The organism is Mucilaginibacter sp. P4_A11 (assembly GCF_056402535.1).
Genome location: NZ_JBFUHE010000011.1, coordinates 1 through 19,468, shown reverse-complemented (window position 1 = coordinate 19,468; position 19,468 = coordinate 1). Strand labels below are relative to the sequence as shown.

Here is a 19,468-nt window from a genome sequence, read left to right as displayed (position 1 = left end):
AGTGTAAATATTATGAATGCCCTAAGTTGGTGCGAGCGTTCCTTTCGTTCTTTGAAAACAGCTACAACACCCGGGAGCACGAATACGCAGCAAATGGGGTGTTTTAACTGCATCGATCCCCTGATTAATGGTTTCGCAGACTGGATGCCGTATAACTTTGCCTTTAACGACCCGGTTGGAATGAATGCCCGCTGCCGCAAGCGTCCCCGCTTATTGCCCGTAAGCAAGGTAATAAATATGCAAATCCCTGAGGTGAATTTTTATCCGGGGTTTGATTTTACAGCCGATTTTACCTATGTGGGAAAAGATGCCAGGCTTTTGCAGGATAAGCTTTGTAAGAGAGCCATGTTTTCGAGTGGAAGCGTAGATGGTTTTAGAACCTCTTTGATGTACCGTTCTTAATCGAAATGGTATAAATATATTTGATAATAAAAATAAAAGTATTATTTCATGGTAACCGGGAATTTTTTTTGAATACCGTGGAGATAGCGATTGATGGAATAGAAAGGAATATCTGCGGAAAAGGAAATATTGAAATATCCAGATTGAGTTTGATTCAAGACCAATACAAAGTTTTGAAATCTTAGTAAATGTAACCTGTTCAACTGGCTATAAGCGGAGGTTGAAGAAAATTTTTTGAAACCGCTTTTGATAATGAGATGACGAATGAATATTTTCTCAATAAAGTGACGGACGAATTTAATAATTCAATAACGAATTCCTAAAAGTGGCCAAAAGCTGTTTGTGTTTTTTGATAATATTATTTGCTTGCGGTCATATGGCCCGTGCTCAAGGTGATATCTCCCTTCATGTCAATACGCAATTACTCACCGGAAAAAAAATCCTGAAAGTAAAATGTGACTTCCATGATCCTTACGCCTGGGTACTGGCCGAGCACAACCAGGTATTCCGGATAAGCAGCACCACTAAACAGATTGATGATTTTAGCAGTAAATTTTCAGCATATCATGATTTAACATTCACAGATATCGCCGGTGAAAGTGCGGACACCGTTTTTATTGCGACCGGCAATAAAATGGTAATACAATACAAAAAGGGAGTCATTAATACCATCTCCGCAGCCCAGGGGCTTGTCGATGATATCAATTCCATAGGTGTTGATTATAGCGGGATATTTTTAACCGAGACCGCTAATGTGCTCCTCATAGGGACTTTTAACGGTATGTTCCGCTATAATATGGATACGGAGGAGCTGATACTGAGTTCACATAAGGAAGACAGCCAGATATTTGAAGCGACCTATAAAAAATTATTTCACAGCGGTACTTACGATTCCAGTGGCCCGCAAACAGGTACACTAAGATTTATTCCGACATTGGTATTTGACGATCATACTTATTTTCCGGGTTATGTGTGGCTGGATGGACAAACGTTTGGTGATCATATTAATACCGCATTTTATACTACCCCGACGATTTATGATTCCCAGATCCATCCCAACTTTCTGAATATCTATTGGGGCAATGATAAGGGAATGTTCCAGATAAAAAATAGCGGCAGTTACTATGCGAGTGATAATTTTAAACATTACCTGGATAATATCCAGGTAAACAAGATCACCAGTATTTACGGGCTTACGGCTTTCGGTAACGGTCATGCTTTCTTTGATGCGGGGTTGATCAAGGAGAATATGCTAGTAGGAACAGATCATGGGCTGTATTACGGCACGGCCATGTACGATTATTATGGGAATAATAACCAGTTAAATGAATTCACACTTAGTCATTTTGATGAGCTTGACAATATCCGGGTAAACGATATTTCAGTTTACCCGAAGTCGACCCGGGAACCGGTTTGCGAGGACGGATTCTGGCTCGCGACTGATAACGGGCTTTATTTTATCAAGCCTGACTACGCCGCAGCGCTCAATAACCAGCAGGCGAAACTGATCTCTTTTGAAAATGAGCCGTATGACCTCGCATTAAAACGTATTTGTGAGGGTACTGAGGCTCATCTTTTAGCCGATCAATATAACGATGGCAACGCTGCGGTGCAATGGTACCGTAACGGACAGGAACTGTTGGGAGAAAGCGGCATCGAACTGGTAACCACCAAGCCCGGCGACTATTATGCCGTTTTGTACGACCCCTGCCAGAATTTTCATTTTGACAGCAACCACCTGAAAGTAGAGGTGATCTCCGCCCCGGTATTCAGTTTTAATTACCCAGATCATAAACAGTATTGCGGTATCTCCGAATTAAAATTGGAAACAGATTACAGCCAGGCCTATCATTACCGCTGGTATAAAGATGGCGAACTACTGGATAAAACAGATAATTTTCTATTGGTAAGGGAAAACGGGACTTATAAAGTTGAAGTAAGCGCATGTGACGGAACCTGGGTGCCCTCAAAAGAAACCGGTGTTGAGTTTATCAACTTGCCTGAGGCCAAAGCCATTCCTGACAAGTTAATGTATTGCGAAGGAGAAACAGCTCATTTAAATTCCGGTGTTCCGCCAGACGATAGCTATAATATAAACTGGTACCGAGACGGCGAGCCGTTAACCGAAAATTTGAACAAGCAGGAAATAGAGGTGGTTAAACCCGGTAGCTATACCGTTAAATTGATGGCCAAAAACAGCGACTGTTTTAAAATTTCAGAAGCGACTGTTTTATCTTTTACACCCTCACCTCAATTTACATTTGATTATCCGGACGTGCTGAGCTATTGTAATGAACCCTCGGCGGTACTGAAAACGACATTAAATCCGTCATACCAGTACCGCTGGTATAAGGATGGTGTGCTAAACGGTGCGACCAGTAATGAACTTATCGTAACCGCTTCCGGTTCGTATGCGCTGGAAGTCAGCTCCTGTGAAGGGAGCTGGGTAAGGACCAAAAACGTTCAGGTTAATCTGGTACATTTACCTGACCCGCAACTAACTGCGGACAAGACCAGTTACTGCGCAGGGGATATTGCCAAAATCAGCGCCGGTATAAATCAATCGCCAGATTATTCCATAAACTGGACCAATAACGGTGTTCCCTTGCCGGAATGGGATGACCGCAGCACCATCAACACCATAACAGCAGGCAGTTACCGTGCAGTCGTCACCAGTACGATTCTCCATACTTGTTTTTACGTTTCAACCGAGTATACCCTGACATTTAATCCCGAACCCAGTCTAACAATACAACGTAGTACGACACAAACCTTATGCGAGGGACAACCGGTGACGGTGAAAGCTGTTTACAGTGACGGCCATATCCAATGGTCCGACGGGCAGAGTTCCGATGAAATCACCATTACCCGGCCGGGCACTTATGGGGTAGGTTTAACCTCCGGGGCCGGTTGCTACAAGTACATCAGTTTCGACCTGAGTTTTTATTCCCTGCCGGTGATCAATATCCCCAATGCTGTTATTTGCCCCTCAGCACACCAAAGCGTGGTGCTGAACGCAGACGAAGGTTATTCGACTTATCTCTGGAACGGTGTAAAGGGAGGGGCGCAGTTCAGCGTCGATCAGCCTCAAGTTGTCCAGCTCACGGTGATCGATAACAACGGCTGCCAGGCAACGAAGCAGATCACTGTTTCGGCGCAATGTAATGAAAGCGCTATCCCCAACACCTTTACACCCAATAATGACGGCGCAAACGATACCTGGGTGATTCCGGCAATAGAAAATGATCCGAACGTTCAGGTGCAAATATTCAACCGGCATGGGGTAAAGGTTTATCAAAGTAATGGCTTCTACAAACCCTGGAACGGGCAATATAAAGGAAAAAACCTGCCCTCAGGCGTTTATTACTATGTTATATTCCAAAAAACAGTAAACAAAAAGATGACAGGTTTTGTGACCTTGCTTTATTAATCTTCCTGAGACCTCAGTAAGCGGTTGACTGCGCCACGAATACTTTAAACTAAGCTATCCTTTACTGAACGGTTAGGTCTGAAATGAAACGGTGCAACGAAGCACGACAACCCCTTGGAAGAAAAATAATTTACCAGGTCAAGTCTGCACGTTTTAAGGCAGAATTTTCAACCACAGGAGTTAGCTTAATGGCTTTATCCTCATTCCTTACTTTAAGTATCCGCTTGGAGAAAAATAAAAGCACAAGGATAAACAAAAACTTCAATAAGGCCTCGACATAGGTTTGATCCCTCTTTTTTCGCTTCATCTCAAGAATTTTTTCAAAGGTATCAAAATTATTACCAGACGGACCAAAATCATAAGCTCAAAAAAAATATCCTTAGTGGCCTTTTATGGACCTAATACCCAATGAGCATAACTATCTGAAGACAAAATGACAATAAAATCACCTTTTTTTATCATCATGTGGTCGATTTCGGCTAAAAAGTGGTGACTTTTTCTTGCTGCAATTACTTAGCTTAGAATCAAGTAATTAAACCTTGTACCTTATCTCATTTCCCATGAAGAGAGCCTTCGTTTTTTTAGTGCTGCTCGTAGGAGTTTCAAACAGCATATTTGCACAAACATCAACCTATGATCCAAGAATGGATCTGCCCAAAGTGACACCGCCATCGCCTAACGCGGCAACGCTTGGAAAATATGGTGATGTTCCCGTCGGATTGTATGCCGGTATTCCGAGCGTGAGCATTCCGCTGTACACTGTTTCGCTTGGCGATTTTTCAATGCCCATCAGTGTTTCGTACCACTCCCAGGGACTTAAGGTCGAAGAGAAATCCGGTAATATCGGGCTGAACTGGGCGCTTAACGCCGGAGGGGCGATCACCCGCTCTGTCAAGGGCGGGCCGGATGAGAACGGCCTCGGCTATTGGAGTCATGCAACGTGGACAAATGCATATATAGCCAGCTCATTGTTGCTAACCCAATCGTTTTGCAACGGAACCTACGATGATCAGCCCGATATGTTCTATTATAATTTTGCGGGAAACTCCGGGAAATTTGTCATCGATGCGACTGCGGGCCATGCGGCTCATATTATACCAGCCCAGCCTGCGCTTAAAATCAAAGTAATGGATAATGCTTTAAGCAGTATCCAGATCACTGACGATAAGGGGATCAAGTACATATTCGATGCAAAAGAAACGACAACAGACGATAACGCCCCCCCGACAATACTGAGCTATACCTCTGCCTGGTATCTCTCCAAGATTATAACTCCTGCCGGAAACATCACCCTGACCTATGCTGATGATGATACCTACTTCAGCCAATACTATGAATCTGATCATGCCAACACTTCAGCAAACGCGGATGCGCAGCAGTTCAATCCCGGATGGAAAGCTGCAACCAATTATATAACTGTCGCATCGAAAGTGTTGACGAAGATCACCACACCATTTGAGACCATAACCTTTTATACGTTGAAAGACCGTAAGGATATGCCTAACGCAAGAAGGATCACCGAATTTGTGGTAAAAAACAATAGCGCAAATGTCATCAAAAAGGTGGTGCTGAATCAAAGTTATTTCGGTAACAGTACGACCACGACACCGGAAGACTGCCGTTTGAAATTAGATCAGGTAGTTGAGTATTCCGCTGACAGTACGACTTCCAGGAAATATGTTTTTGCTTACAACAGCCCGGCATCCGTACCATCAGTAAAGTCGCTGTCACAGGATTTTTGGGGATATTACAACGGCAAAACCAATGGGAGCCTGCTGCCATACCTTGATCCCGCCATCTATGGCACCTACGTCGCCAACCAGGCTGCAACTAATTACGGCAACCGGGATCCTGATGCGAACTATGCAATCATCGGCTGCCTGAACCAGACCACCTATCCGACCGGAGGCACCACCCAGTTCACGTATGAGAGCAATGATTACAGCAATGTTAATGGCGTGACGCTCAATGACCCGCTACAAACCTCAAAACAGGCCCAGGCGACGGCTACACGATCCTCGTCAACAAACATCCCTTCCAAGACCACTGCTTTTACCATCAATGCAGCGCAAACAGTTACGATAACCACCCAGGGCAGCTACAGCGGCGCACCACCGGTGGAGGACGGCCCAAGCGTCAAAATCAACCTGATCAATGCCAACGGTACGAGAACAAATGTTTACAGCCGGACGATGATCACCTCGACGCTTACGGTGACGCAGTCGTTCGCCGTAGGAAATTATGAAGTGGTCAGCACGGTTGACGGCCTCACGCAAACGGCTACGGGTACGGTCAAGTACTATTCCCTCGATGGCTATATACACACTAAACAAGGCGGAGGTATCCGGATTAAAAAAATTGTAAGCGTTGACCCAACAACGCTAAGCGGCACACAAAAAACATTCAATTACAAACAGGCATCCGACACCACCCTGTCATCGGGGGTGTTGGTAACACCGATAAGCCTGACCAGCCAGAAAATTAACCCCGCGTGGGGATACAGTTGGTTAGTAAGAAGTTCAGGGCCTACTAATTATCTGGGCATGACCCAGGGGAATTATATTGGCTATGGTCAGGTAACTGAAAAAGAAGGAGACGGCACCGGAGGGAGAAAAGAAAGCTATTACACAACTGCCGCCAACTATCCAAATACATTAGGTCTGGATAGTATGGTGAACGGAACCAACAGTGTTGTTGCGTCGAACATAGACTCCTATAGAAGTAAATATCTGAACGATTACGATGCCTATCGAGGTTACCTTACCAAAGAGCTCGTATATAACGCATCGAATGTACTGCTCAAGCAAACTGATATTCAATACAACCTTGCGACGGCTTTATCGCCAACAGCTACCGGTTATTTCGAGCTAAATTCTAAAGCCGGGCTGCTGAACCATATGTGTCATATCAATTGCAACCAATGCTACTGTCCTTTAGGTTCAGAATTAGATAGCTGCCCATACTGTAATACCTACGGTTATGAGATTTATTATCTTTTTGACAGCAAAATAATCTGCCCCTGGATCTATAAGACACAGCAAACAGAAACACAGTATGATCAGGCCGGAGCGAATCCCAATGCCACCCTTGCCAACTACTACTACGATAACCCGCTTCACGGCTTAGTAACCCGGACAGAGCTGACGAACAGCAAAGCGATCGTGCTTAAAACGGTCAATAAATATGCCCAGGACAAAAGCCAGATCAGCGGATTAAGTACAACAGCCAGCGTGGCCATCGATTCTATGGTCAGCAAGAATATGGTTGGTACAGTTGTAGAGAGCGAACAATATACAAACGGTGTATTCAATTCACGTTTCCGTACCAATTACCGGGTATGGGATGCGCCGGGAAACATCGTAACGCCGGAAACCATCCAGTTTCAAACACTTTCAGCGGCACTGGAGACCAGGGTGCAGTTTGGTAATTATGACGGTAAGGGAAATTTGCTGGAAGTGTCCAAATCGAGCGCACCGGTCACTGCTTATCAATGGGGGTACAATCAGCATTATCCGGTAGCAGAAGCCAAAAATGCCGTAAGTGCCAACATCTTTTATGAAAGCTTCGAGGAAGGTGCCGGAAACAGCACTTTGAATGATTCCAAAACAGGGCATTACAGTTTGGCGACAGGAACCTATGCAAAAACACTGACCGGGCTAAGTGCCGGAAACTACCTGCTGACTTACTGGTCCAAATCAGGCGGGGTATGGTCGCTGGTGGTTACACCGGTTACCGTGAGCGGCACGAGCTATCCGATCAGTCTGCCAGCGCCTGTCGATGATGTGCGGTTTTATCCTGCGACTGCGCAAATGACCACCTATACCTTCGATCCTCAAATTGGACTGACAAGCGTCACCGATCCTAAAGGGGAGGCATCTTTTTATGAATATGACAGCTTTAACAGGCTGAAAAACATAAAAGATCAATACGGGAACATCTTACAGAGTTACGATTATAACTATCGTCCATAAACCTAACCTTATCTACCATGTATTCTTACAATAAGCATTATAAAAAGAGCATCCTGGCTTTCCTGCTTACGCTCCTCGGCACCTTTACCGTACATGCACAAATAACAACAACCCAGAATTATGTACGTACACGAATTGCGAACAGGGCAATATCTACAAACGCTAAACTTGATTTGTTAAGTACGAACAAAGATTCCGTCCAGTCTACCATCCAATATGTTGATGGGTTGGGCAGGCCATTGCAAACTGTACAACGACAGTCTTCGCCGAGCGCAAAAGACATCGTCCAACCTTTTGTATATGATCAGTTTGGCAGGGAAAGCCTAAAATATCTCCCATATGCACCTTCAACAACTACCTATGCCAGCTATCGTACCGATGCACTTTCCACCGGTGCAGGTGTCGCACTTTTTTATAACCCGTCCGGAAATCCCGTCACGACGGTAACGCAACAAACCAATGGTGTACCCAACACGGCTTTTCCGCTTGCACAAACCGCATTCGAGGCATCCCCATTAAACCGGGTCATTGAACAGGGCTCAGCGGGAACGGCCTGGCAGTTAGGAACTACTCCAAGCGCGGCGAGTAACGGCCATTCGGTCAGGGTTGTCATAACAACCAATGATCAAACGACCTTTGGTTCCGGGATAACGGGAAATAATGGCAGCAGGCAAGTCGCTTTGTATACCGCCGCAATTAACAGTAACCAAAGCCGGACGCTTGGCCGGTCAGGGAACAATGCTACCTATTCGAGCAATCAATTGTTTGTAACCATCACACGAAATGAGAATTGGCAGCCTTCCGACGGCTGTTTCAATACGACTGAAGAATATAAGGACAAAGAAGGGCACCTGTTACTTAAACGAACCTACAATATCAAAGTAACCGGAACTACTGCAACTCCAATAAAAACAGCGGAAATGCTGTCTACCTATTACGTATACGATGATTTGGGCAATCTGTGTTTCGTGTTGCCGCCGGGTGCCAGCCCGGATGCAACAGCGGCCATCGCTCAGGTAACGCTCGATTACCGGTGCTATCAATACAGGTATGACACAAGGAACCGCCTGGTACAAAAGAAAATCCCGGGTAAAGGCTGGGAATATACTATCTATAACAAAGCTGATCAGCCGGTCGCCACCCAGGATTCCGTACAGCGGATGAAGTCGCCGCAGGAGTGGACGATCACCAAGTATGATGCTATGGGCAGGACTGTGCTGACCGGCGTTTATCAATATGGCTCTACTGCCGGCGTCGATAATCACGTCGCCGTTCAGGGCTTCGCGGACGTACAAAGCGCGCTATGGGAAACGCCAATAGGTACGGGCAACGGATACACGACCAATACCTGGCCCGCAACGTGGGTAACGACTTTAACCCTAAACTACTATGACAGTTATACTAACATCCCGGGTCTTCCCGGCAATTATGACCTGCATACGCTTTCAGGTTATAGCAAACGAACAACCGGCTTACTTACCGCTTCCAAAACGCTGGTGTTGAACACAACCGGCGACTATTTATGGAGCGTTCCGTATTATGATGATGACGGGAAAGTGATCAAGGCCTTTAATCAGCATTATATCGGCGGATCTTCTGCGCTGAATCCATATAATTATAATGTTGATACCACTGCCTACAACTTTTTAAATCAACCAACAATGGTGAAGCGGTCGCATTATTTAAAGAATGCTGCCGGAACCGCCGGTGTACTGACACTAACAGCAACAAATTACTATAGCTACGATCATATGGGGCGTAAGCTTGGTACCAGTCACCAGATGCGTGATGGCAGTAATGCTTCGCAAGCTACTATTTTACTGGCAAGGAGTGACTACAATGAAGTAGGCCAGTTAAAACTAAAGCGACTGCACTCGATAAACAGCGGTACAAATTGGCTGCAATCCATAGATTACCGCTACAATCCACGTGGGTGGCTGACCAATATCAATAATGCCGGTTTAAGCAATGACGGGGGATTAACCAGTACGGATGCCAATGATAAGTTTGGGGAAGAATTGAGCTATGATGGCACAACCTCCGTAACCAAACAATACAATGGGAATGTAGCAACAGTAACATGGAAGTCGGCTCCAATAGTAATCGGAGGAACGACGATTACACCCGTTAAGCAAATCTATGATTATGGCTACGATCACCTGAACAGGCTGCGGTCAGCAGTATCAACAAGCAGCGCCACCGCAAAAGACAACCTGTACGGGGAGAACGTGACCTATGACAACATGGGCAATATCACAGGCCTCGGCAGGTATGATAATGTCGGCGGGAAAATGCAGATCGATACGCTGAGTTATTTATATTCAGATGCGTACAACTCTTACCGTGTGAATCGGATCGATGACGCCTCAACATACACCGGTGCATCCGGATTCCAGGATCCGGTAAAAGTAGCGAACGAATATACGTATGACGGGAATGGGAACGAGTTAAAAGATTCTAACAAAGGAATAAGCAGTATCACATATAACCTACTCAACCTTCCGCAAGTCATAACCAAGGCGGAGGGAAGCACTACCGCAACGATCAGTTATATTTATGATTCCGGAGGGAATAAGCTACGAAAAATATACGTGTCGGGAAGCGGGACAACGACGACAACAGAATATGACAAAGGTGTCGAATACGATAACAGCACCTCGGCTGTAGCATTCATCCAGACGGAAGAAGGGCGGGCGAGGAAGAGTGGAACAGCTTACGTATATGAATATGATTTAAAAGATCATTTAGGAAACACAAGGGTAACGCTCACCCCCGATCCGGCAGACCTTACACAGCAAACAGCAAAGCTGTTGCAACAAAACGACTACTATCCTTTCGGTTATACAATCCAATCCTTGCAGCAGATTATATCACCTAAAAATGAGTACCTTTATAATCATAAGGAACTACAGGAAGAGACCGGATTATATGACTATGGCGCGCGGTATTACGACCCAATGATTGGTAAATGGATGGGTGTGGATCCGCTGGCGGAGAAGTCCAGGAAACACAGCCCATACAATTACACCGAAAATAATCCGATTCGTTTTATTGATCCTGATGGAATGTTAACCGACTATTACAATCTCGATGGAGAAAACGTAAAGCACGTTGAAGATGGTTCGAGTGATAAACTTATTGTCCTTACTACAAGCTCAAAGGCCGCCAAGGTCGATGCCGCTATTGCTGGAGGTCAAGTGGTTGCAGATCCAACCAACGAGGCTCTGGATAAAATGGATGAAGCGTATGCTCAAACGGAAGCAACAGGAAAAGAATATGGTTTTGCTGTCGCTACAGATGGAACAACCTCCTCGTTAAAAACATCAGGCCGCGACGGTTCAGTGAAGCTTGCTACGAGTTACGAGGAATTGTCGAATGCAGGAAAAAAGAGTTCTTACGATGTTCATACACACCCCACTACTGCTGATGCGGAGGGGAATATTACTGAAATTGGAACTCCTATACCATCAGGAAAAAAAGGCGGCACTCCCGGCAAAAGGGGTGATACAGAGAGCTATGGTGCAGATGGCCCCAATAACAGGCCGAGCGCAGTATTAGGCTATAAGGTTGATAATGTATCTGCAAATAGTTCCGGAACAGGTTCAAGCAGTACAATAGGAGGAACACAAACAGTGCAAAAGGTAACTAAGCAAATAGGCTTTTATAATGCGAGCGGTGCGGTAGGTAAACCTGTCAATTTCGAGGATTTCAAAAAAGCTGTTCGGAAAATTAACGGATTACATTAATAAATTTAATATGACCAGATACATTATCAATATTTGCATTCTTATGTTGTTTCTTGGGTGTGCGGATCAGCATATACCGAGTACAAATAGCAGTAATTTTCAGGAATATGTTAATGATAATAAAATTTCCATGAAAATTGATGGGACAATAATAAAAGATAAATCGTTTAAACTTCAGATTCCCTTAGGGCTATCTAATAAACATAACATAATTGACGGTTCATTTCTGCAACTTCTCGATTACAAAAACGACAAAAAAATAATAATTCTTTATATCCCGAACGGTGAAATGTCGCCAAGTGCTAAAGCATTAAATATGCATTATGATGAATTTGTAGCTTTTTGTAAAAAAGAGGGGATTTTATCTTCATTTGAAGAAATATCTCTCAATAAGCACAGGAATTTTGGTATATATAAACCCAATGAAAGTAAATTCTACGCTATTTACTTAAATATAAAAGCAAGCGATGCCGTGGTTTTTAATTACTCCATCAGCAGTATGCAGCTATAAGCAGGCCCACCAAAGGTCCCGAGCTTTGGATGGAGTAAAGTCAATACCCATTTAAGAGCAAGAAATATTGTTGCGAAAACTTTAAAGCGAACCTAAAAGTGCCATACACCGCGGCGCCCAGTATTAGAATAGTAAAGATTTACCCATCCGGAGTAGGGAAGGGTAAATCTTTACTGTTTTTCTTTCTCCGATTTTACAAAACTTTTGCCAACGGGATAAGGTTAATAACCACCTTTATGGTAGCCGGCTGGATACCCGCCATAGAAATAATCAGATTTCCCAAAGCATTGACCGTATATACAGGAGCCTGGTAGCCAAAAGCATTAAAATGCCTGATCGCCGCGAGGATATTGACATAGCCCGAGGGTGCTCCGTATCCATCGTGGGTGCCGCACAGCAAATCACGCCAGTCAAAATTCGGCGCCTGGAAGCTGATCCTGAGGAGGTCGCTGTCGGTAAACTCCCCCACATTTATTCCAGTATCATTGTCCCCGGGATTCAGGATTATCGTCTTCGACTGGGCTTTTTTATTATAGCGTACCAGGTTTCCCGTCGTTGATCCCGTGACATCCAGTACATCTGTAAGCGTTACATCTCCAAGGTTGAACCAGGTAATTCCCTGAACTGTGCCAAGGTAAAATATCTGAGCGGCTGCCGCCCTGAAAATTTTGCAGGCGTCCGACTGATCCGGCTGTACAGGCTCATATCCGCCTTCGAATGTAATCGCACCATGCAGTTGTGCTATCCGGGATGAATTGTTTTGAATCACTGTTTGCCCGCTTCCCAGTGACCACACCTGCAGGTCCATTGGCGCGTTATAAGGGTATGCGCTTCCATCAATTGTTACGACAGGTAAAGTATTAAGCGTGGCAATATTAACCGTACACCCGGAAAGACCGGATCCATGGAAACTGCTGTCCGCACCCGGCTCGTTGTAATATCGCAATGACTGCAGGCATTCGACTGTAAAATCACACCTTTCAGCTACGACATATTCCGTAAACTCCTTGGCAACCCGGTTATGCAGATAAATCCCCAGTTTGTTACGGCCGAATGCACAGTTTATGATGCGGTACCCGCCTTTGCCGGCAACCTCTATCGCGGTAGTAACCGAGGGATTTTTATCGGAACTTTTATCGACAAAAGCAATGTCTTTTAAGTAACCGGAAGTCAGGCCTCCTGAGCCCCCTATAACTTTCACTGCCGTAAACCCGGCCACGGTGGAATCGTAAGTGATCTTCGTATTCATTCTTCCCGCCCCTGTTATTTTTTCGGTGATAAACGGATCCCCGATATTACCGATAACCAGGCCGGAGGCGATATAATAATAACCGGCAGGTATCCTTAAAGATTGTTTTAGGGTCTGCGCCGCATCGATGGCTTTTTGCAGAGATGGCTGATCATCGTTGATGTTATTTCCTTTGGCTCCGAACCATTTAACATTCAGGCTGTCCGAATAGAGCCGCTTCCATCTGCCGCTGCTCACGCCCGTGACTTTCACAATCGTCCCGTCGTTATCAGGCGAAGTGCTGTCTGCACTGTCCCAGTAAAAGAGGCCTTCGCCGCCGTCCCCGGTCAAGCTATACCCCTGTAAAAAAACGACGTCGGTGAAGTTATTATAAGCTCTTAAAGCTGAAATAGTTGCGCATAAAGGCATAGGTTTGGAGGATTACGTTTATTATATCGGTAAAAATACAGTAAATAATATTACCAGTAAATTTAATTATCAAAAAGAAAACATGCCTGTAGTCCTCTGCGCTGTCCGGGGACGAATAACCTGTCTCTGCCGTGATATAAGGTTTTAGCAATAAGCAGATGTGCATTCCAAAGCGCTCAATACAGCTTCGCTGAGATCCGCATTAACCGGCATATATCGTCGTCAAAAAACCGGCTAACCTGTAGCCGGACAAGACGATCCTGCGTTCGGCAATCACTTTGGCTTTGTCGGTATAGGCCTGGCCGACCGCTACGGGATGGTTCTTGTCACCGTTGACCGCACCGTTGTCGTAAGCATAGGATTTGGCAAGCGGGAAGCTTTCCAAGACAAGCCATTCGTGTAACTTTCTGTGTGCGGAAAGTTCGGTTAACCTGGCCGGAGCGTACCGGCTGTCTTTGAAACGCTGCCAGGCCAGCGCGGGAATCGTGTTGAAAGAACCTTTGATCAGGCCGTCCCAGTAGGCGTGCAACTTAACCGGACTTGCAGCAGGGCTAAGTTTAATAAAGACATAATTACCGCCATGGTCGCCATGCGGGAAAGTGCCGGTGAAAAGGCCCGTCGCATGCAGCGGCTGGTGTATATCTTCGACCAGGTGGAGCAGCCAGCAAATGCCGATGGCTTTATCCGCGTTTTCCGGCGCGGTTTTAAGCACCCGGGCCAGGGAATCGATTTTTGTCTCAGCGTTGGGCACCGGCGGCCGTTGGGGATTACCACCCTGACCGGGAGGCGCGAAAGGGTAATCGATGTAATGCCAGGTCGGCCGGTCATAAGGCGTGTTTCGCGCGTCATCAGGGAAAGTGGAAGCCAGCATAAATAAGGCGACTTCTTTTTGCTGAAGTGTAAGCCCGGCGAGCTTGTCATGCCATTTTGTATTGTACCAGGGGTGTAGGGTGAGTGTAGCGAGTATTTTGCTGACCCGCGCCGGATTGCCTTTTTTCAGGATGTAATAGGTCAGCGCCCCGCCGGTACCGTGACCGATGCCGTTCCAGGCCAGTAATCGGGCAGGTGCCGCCAGCAGGGCCAGCACCAGCAAAGAAAGGAATGTCTTCTTCATTGTGTAAGGATTTGATTTATAATATATTGTAATTTAATAACTTATGTAATAAATAACAAGATACACACAAAGTATTTTTAAGGGAACAATAACCCGGAAATCCGGAAGGCATGGCTGCAGCCAATAATTAGCCGTCAGGTGTCGTATGCAGTATCGCCTTACCAAGGGAATAGCCCCAGGTAATCTTAATAATTAAGAACGTTTTAATTATTGATTAAAATCGCGATATTTGGGTATTGAGGCTTACCCAAGCCTCAATGTGATAAGGTTTAGGAAAAGTCCCGGCGGCGAGCGTTTAGGGGCTTTTATTTTAACAGCCGATTGCCAGGGCTAATGCACAGGTGATAATGTGTTCTTTCTAACAATAAGATACCGGACCTCTCACATCCCGGCGACTCATATCAACAGGCAATAAAAAAGGTTTGTCCGCAGGATATACAACTATTAATTTAGCATCCCGATGAATGATCAATCACCAACTACCCCTGTAATATTCAACGAAGCAACCCGTACATTTCAATTTCAATTGCTTCCCTCCGGCTGCCACAACCTGCTGCTATCTAATGATGATCCAAATGGCATAATGCTATGCCACCGCAACAAAGATGAACTTGAAAAATTCAGGAAAAAACTGATCAGTCTTAACGATGATCTGGTAACGAATCGCCATGAAAAGAGCAAAGCAATACAGAAGAAAATGATTGCAGCTGCGCTTTTCGCCGTTTTCATCTGCTTCTACGTTTATGCCAATGACTTTTTCAGCGGCGGGCAGCTTTACCGCTGGCTTTTCAGCTTTATCACCATACTGGTATTGATTGTCCTGTATAAAATAGCAGTTAAGCACCTGTTCGGCACAGTCGAACTGCGAGATCCGGCCCGTCTCCAGTGCGACCTTGACCTGATCATCATTCATAACCGGATCAGAGACGAATTTCCCTGTTAACTGCCAATTTCCGCCGGTAAAAGACACGCTTCATGGAAGCGTGGCGTAAAAGTTGGTTATTTAATACCCCTAAAGATTGATCAGGCAACATGCCAAGCGATCCGAAAAGTTTAAAACGGCATTTTCTGCGCTTCATTTATCGGGTTTGATCCAGGGAGCTTTAGGCTATCGTATAATTTTCCGATTACTTTTTGTATCTCGGAGTGCGAAGAGGCAGTAAACGGCCTGGCTTCAGACCGATATTTATTCGTCCCTGGTATAAAACTTATGCCGGCATTTACTGCACATGTATCTTTTTACCGGCATCCAGAAAAATACCCACTTTAATGATTCTTTCTTTGGGTATCCTCCGGGTTGCAATGCTCCTGCACGGGGGGCATATGATGTTCTTTTTGTAGTTGTTTTGAAAGATAGAAACGGGCATGGTATTATAACGAGTGTTTAAACACGGAAGTTTTCATTTTGTTGTTTGCCTTGGGAATCACGAACAACCTGCCCTTAAATAACCGGCTCTCCTATAGCCATCGCAATCGCCACAAGCAGGCCTGCACTCATTTCCATTTTATTAACCGGATGATTTTGCCAGCGGCCATTCCTCGTCACGAAAGCATGAGGAAAATTATACATGTTTATTGTAAATGCATCCGGTTTCCTTTCAGTGAGGTAAAAATAACAAGTACGGTTTTGAAAATGGGCTTCGTGTAAAGCGGGTATATGAACTTGACTGCTTAACCGCCGGTTAGCCTGTATGCCCAATTTTCGTCCAAAGCCCCGGTGTGCAATCACCTACGGTCAGTTCCGGGCCGATAGCGGCGTCCAGCTTAAAAGCTCCGCCCTGGCTCTTTGATTTCGCCGGCATACTGCCGAAATAGTCGTATAACGCCCTGTCACCGGGGGAAAGATTTTCCCGGTAAGCCTTGTCCTGATCCGACAGTGAATCCAAATAATCCATATGGCTCTTCATGATAATTTTCTTACTCATCTTTAAACAAATAGGAATGATAAGGTAACGCAGGCAAATAATTATTTGTTCTCAGTACCTGCCTGAAAAAGAAGTCAAGCCCATCAAAATACATCGGCCTTGGCTTCATAAAGCCATCGATTGTCTGTTCGCAGGCCAATATCGTAAACACATATCGTGACCTGATCTCCCAATCGTCATAGCTAAAACGCAAAGGCCGGGCATCAACAAAGGGCTGTAACAGGATGGCCGACAGGATCGGCCCGCTTTCTGTTTCCCCCGGCTCACGTTCCTCGACACCCATCTTAAAACTGCCGTCCGGCAGGTAGATCAGCTTTTTTTCCCTCCCTTCAAAATATTTAAAATCATATACAACTTTTTCAGCAGGTTCGTCTTCGCTATCCGCGATCACTGCTTCCAGGCCGTCCAGGTCCATAATTTGAATTTGTCCTATACAGGCTTTAAGATTCGTGGTGCAATAGTATTCTATTGCCGCCCCGATGTCTTCTATTGTTGATTTTGTTTTTATAGGTTCACTGTTAAAGATAAAAAAGTCGTACACCAGCGTCACCGGAAACAATGTATCAGACAGGTCAAGGTCACTAATGACCACGCTGATATAATTTCCTGTAAGCTCAAACACCACATGATCACAACTTTCGCGGGCTACCCTTTGTGCAGGCGTAATTACTCTTAAGATGATCTCCGTTTCCGTTAAAAAGATCAGGTCATCACCATCTTGCCTTATGATTTCAAATTTCTCATCCATGGTTCCTGTCAAATTCAGTTACTAACCTCAGGTCACACGCTCTTTATACTTTTTAGTAACTCATCCATTTCGCGTTGACAGCCGGTGATAACGGCAGCGACATCTTCCTGTTCGCTTACATCCAGCAAGCCGCCGTCATAAATCCAGTTTTCCTCCTGGTCAAATAATATTCTCCCCAATGCCAACTCCGGTACCGGTTCATACAGCCAATAGCCACCTGTACTGTCCGGACGAGCTGGACCCAGCGTCCTGAGCTTGTTTTTACGCTAACTACCTTATCGTTAAATAACTTACTTCTCATTTAAAACAAAGGTGAAAAAAATTTGTAAAAAAGTATAGTAATTTGCTAAAAATATTAGCATAGTTTTGTAGTCCCCAATTGAAATGTTATGGCAGGCGAGAAACAGGCAATTATCGACAAGCTCAGGCAGGATATCCTGGCCTGGGAGGGCTTCAGGCCCGCAGCAACCGGCGAGTCCGGTCATATCGGCCTCGGTCCGCTCGAAGCAGCGTTCCCTAACAAGGTTTTTCCGACAGGGGCGATCCATGAATTTATCAGCCGGCGGCCCGTTGAAACGGCGGCCTGTGGCGGCATGATAGCCGGGATACTCCGTGTACTGTTGGAAAAAGGGGGGATTTGTGTATGGGTAAGTTATACAAGGCGGATCTACCCGCCCGCATTGAAGCGGTTCGGGCTGAACCCGGATCGCGTGATCTTCGTAGATGTTCCCTTGCAGAAAGACGTCCTCTGGGTAATGGAGGAAGCGCTGAAATGCCAGGGCGTTGCAGCGGTGGTCTGCGAGACGCATGACCTCAGTTTTATGGAATCCCGCCGCCTGCAACTGGCCGTTGAGCAAAGCCACGTAACAGGCTTCGTGCTGCGGAAGGATGTAAAAAAAGAGCATGTGACAGCCTGCGTTTCGCGCTGGCGTGTCCGCCCCGTCCGCAGCCAGCTCCGGACGGGCGTGCCAGGCGTTGGTTTGCCCCGCTGGCAGGTTGATTTAACAAAGATCAGGAACGGCACCCCCGGTACCTGGATCCTGGAATGGTACCGGCAGCAGTTTCGGACAGTAACGCCTTTGGCCACACCTGAAAAATCGCAACAGTATGCCTAAGCGTTTTTTGTCCCTTTGGTTCCGTTACCTGCTGACGGATTGGAAAGCGGTCCGCCAGCCCGAGCTCAGGGGAAAGCCTTTTGTTTTTGCGGAACCGGATCACGGACGGATGGTTGTGAAAGCGGCTGCCGCGGCTGCCCAGCGCTTTGGCATTGAAGAGGGGATGAGCGTGGCCGATGCAAAGGTTATCACGCCGGACCTGCTCGTTTTGGACCATAAAAAAGGCCGCGAACTGAAACTGCTTGGCGGCCTGGCAGAGTGGTGCCTGCGTTATACACCATTGATTATGCTGGACCCCCCCGATGGATTATTAATGGATATTACAGGTTGCGCACATCTCCGGGGAGGGGAACGCGGGTACCTGAAAGATATGGTCGGCAGGCTAAAGGCCATCGGTTATGACGTTCGTCCGGGGATTGCCGACACCATCGGTTGCGCCTGGGGAGTTGCCCGCTGCGCACAAAAAGAGCTGATCGTTGCAGAAGGAGGGCACCGGAACGCGTTGTTACCGCTGCCGCCCTCGGCGCTCCGTCTGCCCACCGACCTGTTGATCAAGCTGCAGAACCTGGGCCTGGATAAAATCAGCCGTTTCGTGCATATGTGGATAAAACACACCAAAATGACCCTATCCGGCCAGATCAAAAAGGTCCCCTTTGCCAGTTGAAAGTGACCACGTTCGCCAAAGCAAAGTGACCCCTCTTCGCCAGACGAAAGTGACCCCTCAAAAGAGATTAAAGTAATGTATTGATAGGTTTCTGTGGACAAGGTTTTTGTTTAGCTTTTTAGATAAACAAAACCAGCGAATACATGTCCAATAAACCGATCAAGATGAATAGATTACGACAGATC

The 19,468-nt window shown here is 45.9% G+C and carries 14 protein-coding genes; 8 read left to right on the top strand and 6 right to left on the bottom strand.

All coding sequences use genetic code 11. The features are described 5' to 3' along the window. Window positions 1-12: 12 nt before the first annotated feature. Together AC1DUD_RS20320 and AC1DUD_RS20315 are read left to right on the top strand one after the other, a co-directional pair. A complete protein-coding gene (locus tag AC1DUD_RS20320) occupies window positions 13-402 on the top strand; it encodes a hypothetical protein (protein WP_477377699.1) in 390 nt (129 codons plus the stop codon). Between the two features lie 376 nt (window positions 403-778). Then, window positions 779-3,832: a gliding motility-associated C-terminal domain-containing protein gene (locus AC1DUD_RS20315; protein ID WP_477377697.1), complete on the top strand. Its 3,054-nt coding sequence runs from the start codon at window positions 779-781 to the stop codon at window positions 3,830-3,832. 130 nt (window positions 3,833-3,962) lie between these two features. Here AC1DUD_RS20315 and AC1DUD_RS20310 read toward each other — a convergent pair whose 3' ends face one another. Continuing rightward, window positions 3,963-4,139: a hypothetical protein gene (locus AC1DUD_RS20310; protein ID WP_477377695.1), complete on the bottom strand. Its 177-nt coding sequence runs from the start codon at window positions 4,137-4,139 to the stop codon at window positions 3,963-3,965. A 253-nt stretch (window positions 4,140-4,392) separates the two neighbouring features. Here AC1DUD_RS20310 and AC1DUD_RS20305 point away from each other — a divergent pair, with 253 nt between their 5' ends. The 3 genes from AC1DUD_RS20305 to AC1DUD_RS20295 are packed head-to-tail and all read left to right on the top strand — an operon-like array spanning window position 4,393 to window position 12,060. Then, a complete protein-coding gene (locus AC1DUD_RS20305; protein WP_477377693.1) occupies window positions 4,393-7,803 on the top strand; it encodes an RHS repeat domain-containing protein in 3,411 nt (1,136 codons plus the stop codon). Between the two features lie 17 nt (window positions 7,804-7,820). Continuing rightward, window positions 7,821-11,549, top strand: a complete 3,729-nt coding sequence (locus tag AC1DUD_RS20300) for a DUF6443 domain-containing protein (protein ID WP_477377691.1) — start codon at window positions 7,821-7,823, stop codon at window positions 11,547-11,549. 10 nt (window positions 11,550-11,559) lie between these two features. Then, entirely contained in the window at window positions 11,560-12,060 is a 501-nt protein-coding gene (locus AC1DUD_RS20295; RefSeq protein WP_477377689.1) for a hypothetical protein, read from the top strand. 193 nt (window positions 12,061-12,253) lie between these two features. On the opposite strand, the gene AC1DUD_RS20290 is transcribed toward AC1DUD_RS20295, so the two are convergent. Next, window positions 12,254-13,717, bottom strand: a complete 1,464-nt coding sequence (locus AC1DUD_RS20290; RefSeq protein ID WP_477377687.1) for a glycosyl hydrolase family 28-related protein — start codon at window positions 13,715-13,717, stop codon at window positions 12,254-12,256. Window positions 13,718-13,919: 202 nt separating this feature from the next. Next, on the bottom strand, window positions 13,920-14,831 hold the full coding sequence (locus AC1DUD_RS20285) for a S1/P1 nuclease (RefSeq protein ID WP_477377685.1): 912 nt from the start codon (window positions 14,829-14,831) through the stop codon (window positions 13,920-13,922). A 460-nt stretch (window positions 14,832-15,291) separates the two neighbouring features. Here AC1DUD_RS20285 and AC1DUD_RS20280 point away from each other — a divergent pair, with 460 nt between their 5' ends. Next, window positions 15,292-15,774, top strand: coding sequence for a hypothetical protein (locus tag AC1DUD_RS20280; protein WP_477377683.1), 483 nt, complete (start codon window positions 15,292-15,294; stop codon window positions 15,772-15,774). A 739-nt stretch (window positions 15,775-16,513) separates the two neighbouring features. Here AC1DUD_RS20280 and AC1DUD_RS20275 read toward each other — a convergent pair. The 3 genes from AC1DUD_RS20275 to AC1DUD_RS20265 are packed head-to-tail and all read right to left on the bottom strand — an operon-like array spanning window position 16,514 to window position 17,683. Then, complete coding sequence (locus AC1DUD_RS20275) at window positions 16,514-16,738, bottom strand: hypothetical protein (protein ID WP_477377681.1); 225 nt, start codon at window positions 16,736-16,738, stop codon at window positions 16,514-16,516. 10 nt (window positions 16,739-16,748) lie between these two features. After that, complete coding sequence (locus AC1DUD_RS20270) at window positions 16,749-17,504, bottom strand: hypothetical protein (protein ID WP_477377679.1); 756 nt, start codon at window positions 17,502-17,504, stop codon at window positions 16,749-16,751. Window positions 17,505-17,536: 32 nt separating this feature from the next. After that, the gene (locus tag AC1DUD_RS20265) at window positions 17,537-17,683 is read right to left on the bottom strand and encodes a hypothetical protein (RefSeq protein WP_477377676.1); all 147 of its coding nucleotides are present in this window, start codon (window positions 17,681-17,683) and stop codon (window positions 17,537-17,539) included. Between the two features lie 210 nt (window positions 17,684-17,893). On the opposite strand from AC1DUD_RS20265, the gene AC1DUD_RS20260 reads away from it, so the two are divergent. Beyond that, the gene (locus AC1DUD_RS20260) at window positions 17,894-18,619 is read left to right on the top strand and encodes an ImuA family protein (RefSeq protein WP_477377674.1); all 726 of its coding nucleotides are present in this window, start codon (window positions 17,894-17,896) and stop codon (window positions 18,617-18,619) included. Then, on the top strand, window positions 18,612-19,283 hold the full coding sequence (locus tag AC1DUD_RS20255) for a Y-family DNA polymerase (RefSeq protein ID WP_477377672.1): 672 nt from the start codon (window positions 18,612-18,614) through the stop codon (window positions 19,281-19,283). The genes AC1DUD_RS20260 and AC1DUD_RS20255 overlap by 8 nt, the downstream gene beginning before the upstream one ends. Window positions 19,284-19,468 lie beyond the last annotated feature (185 nt).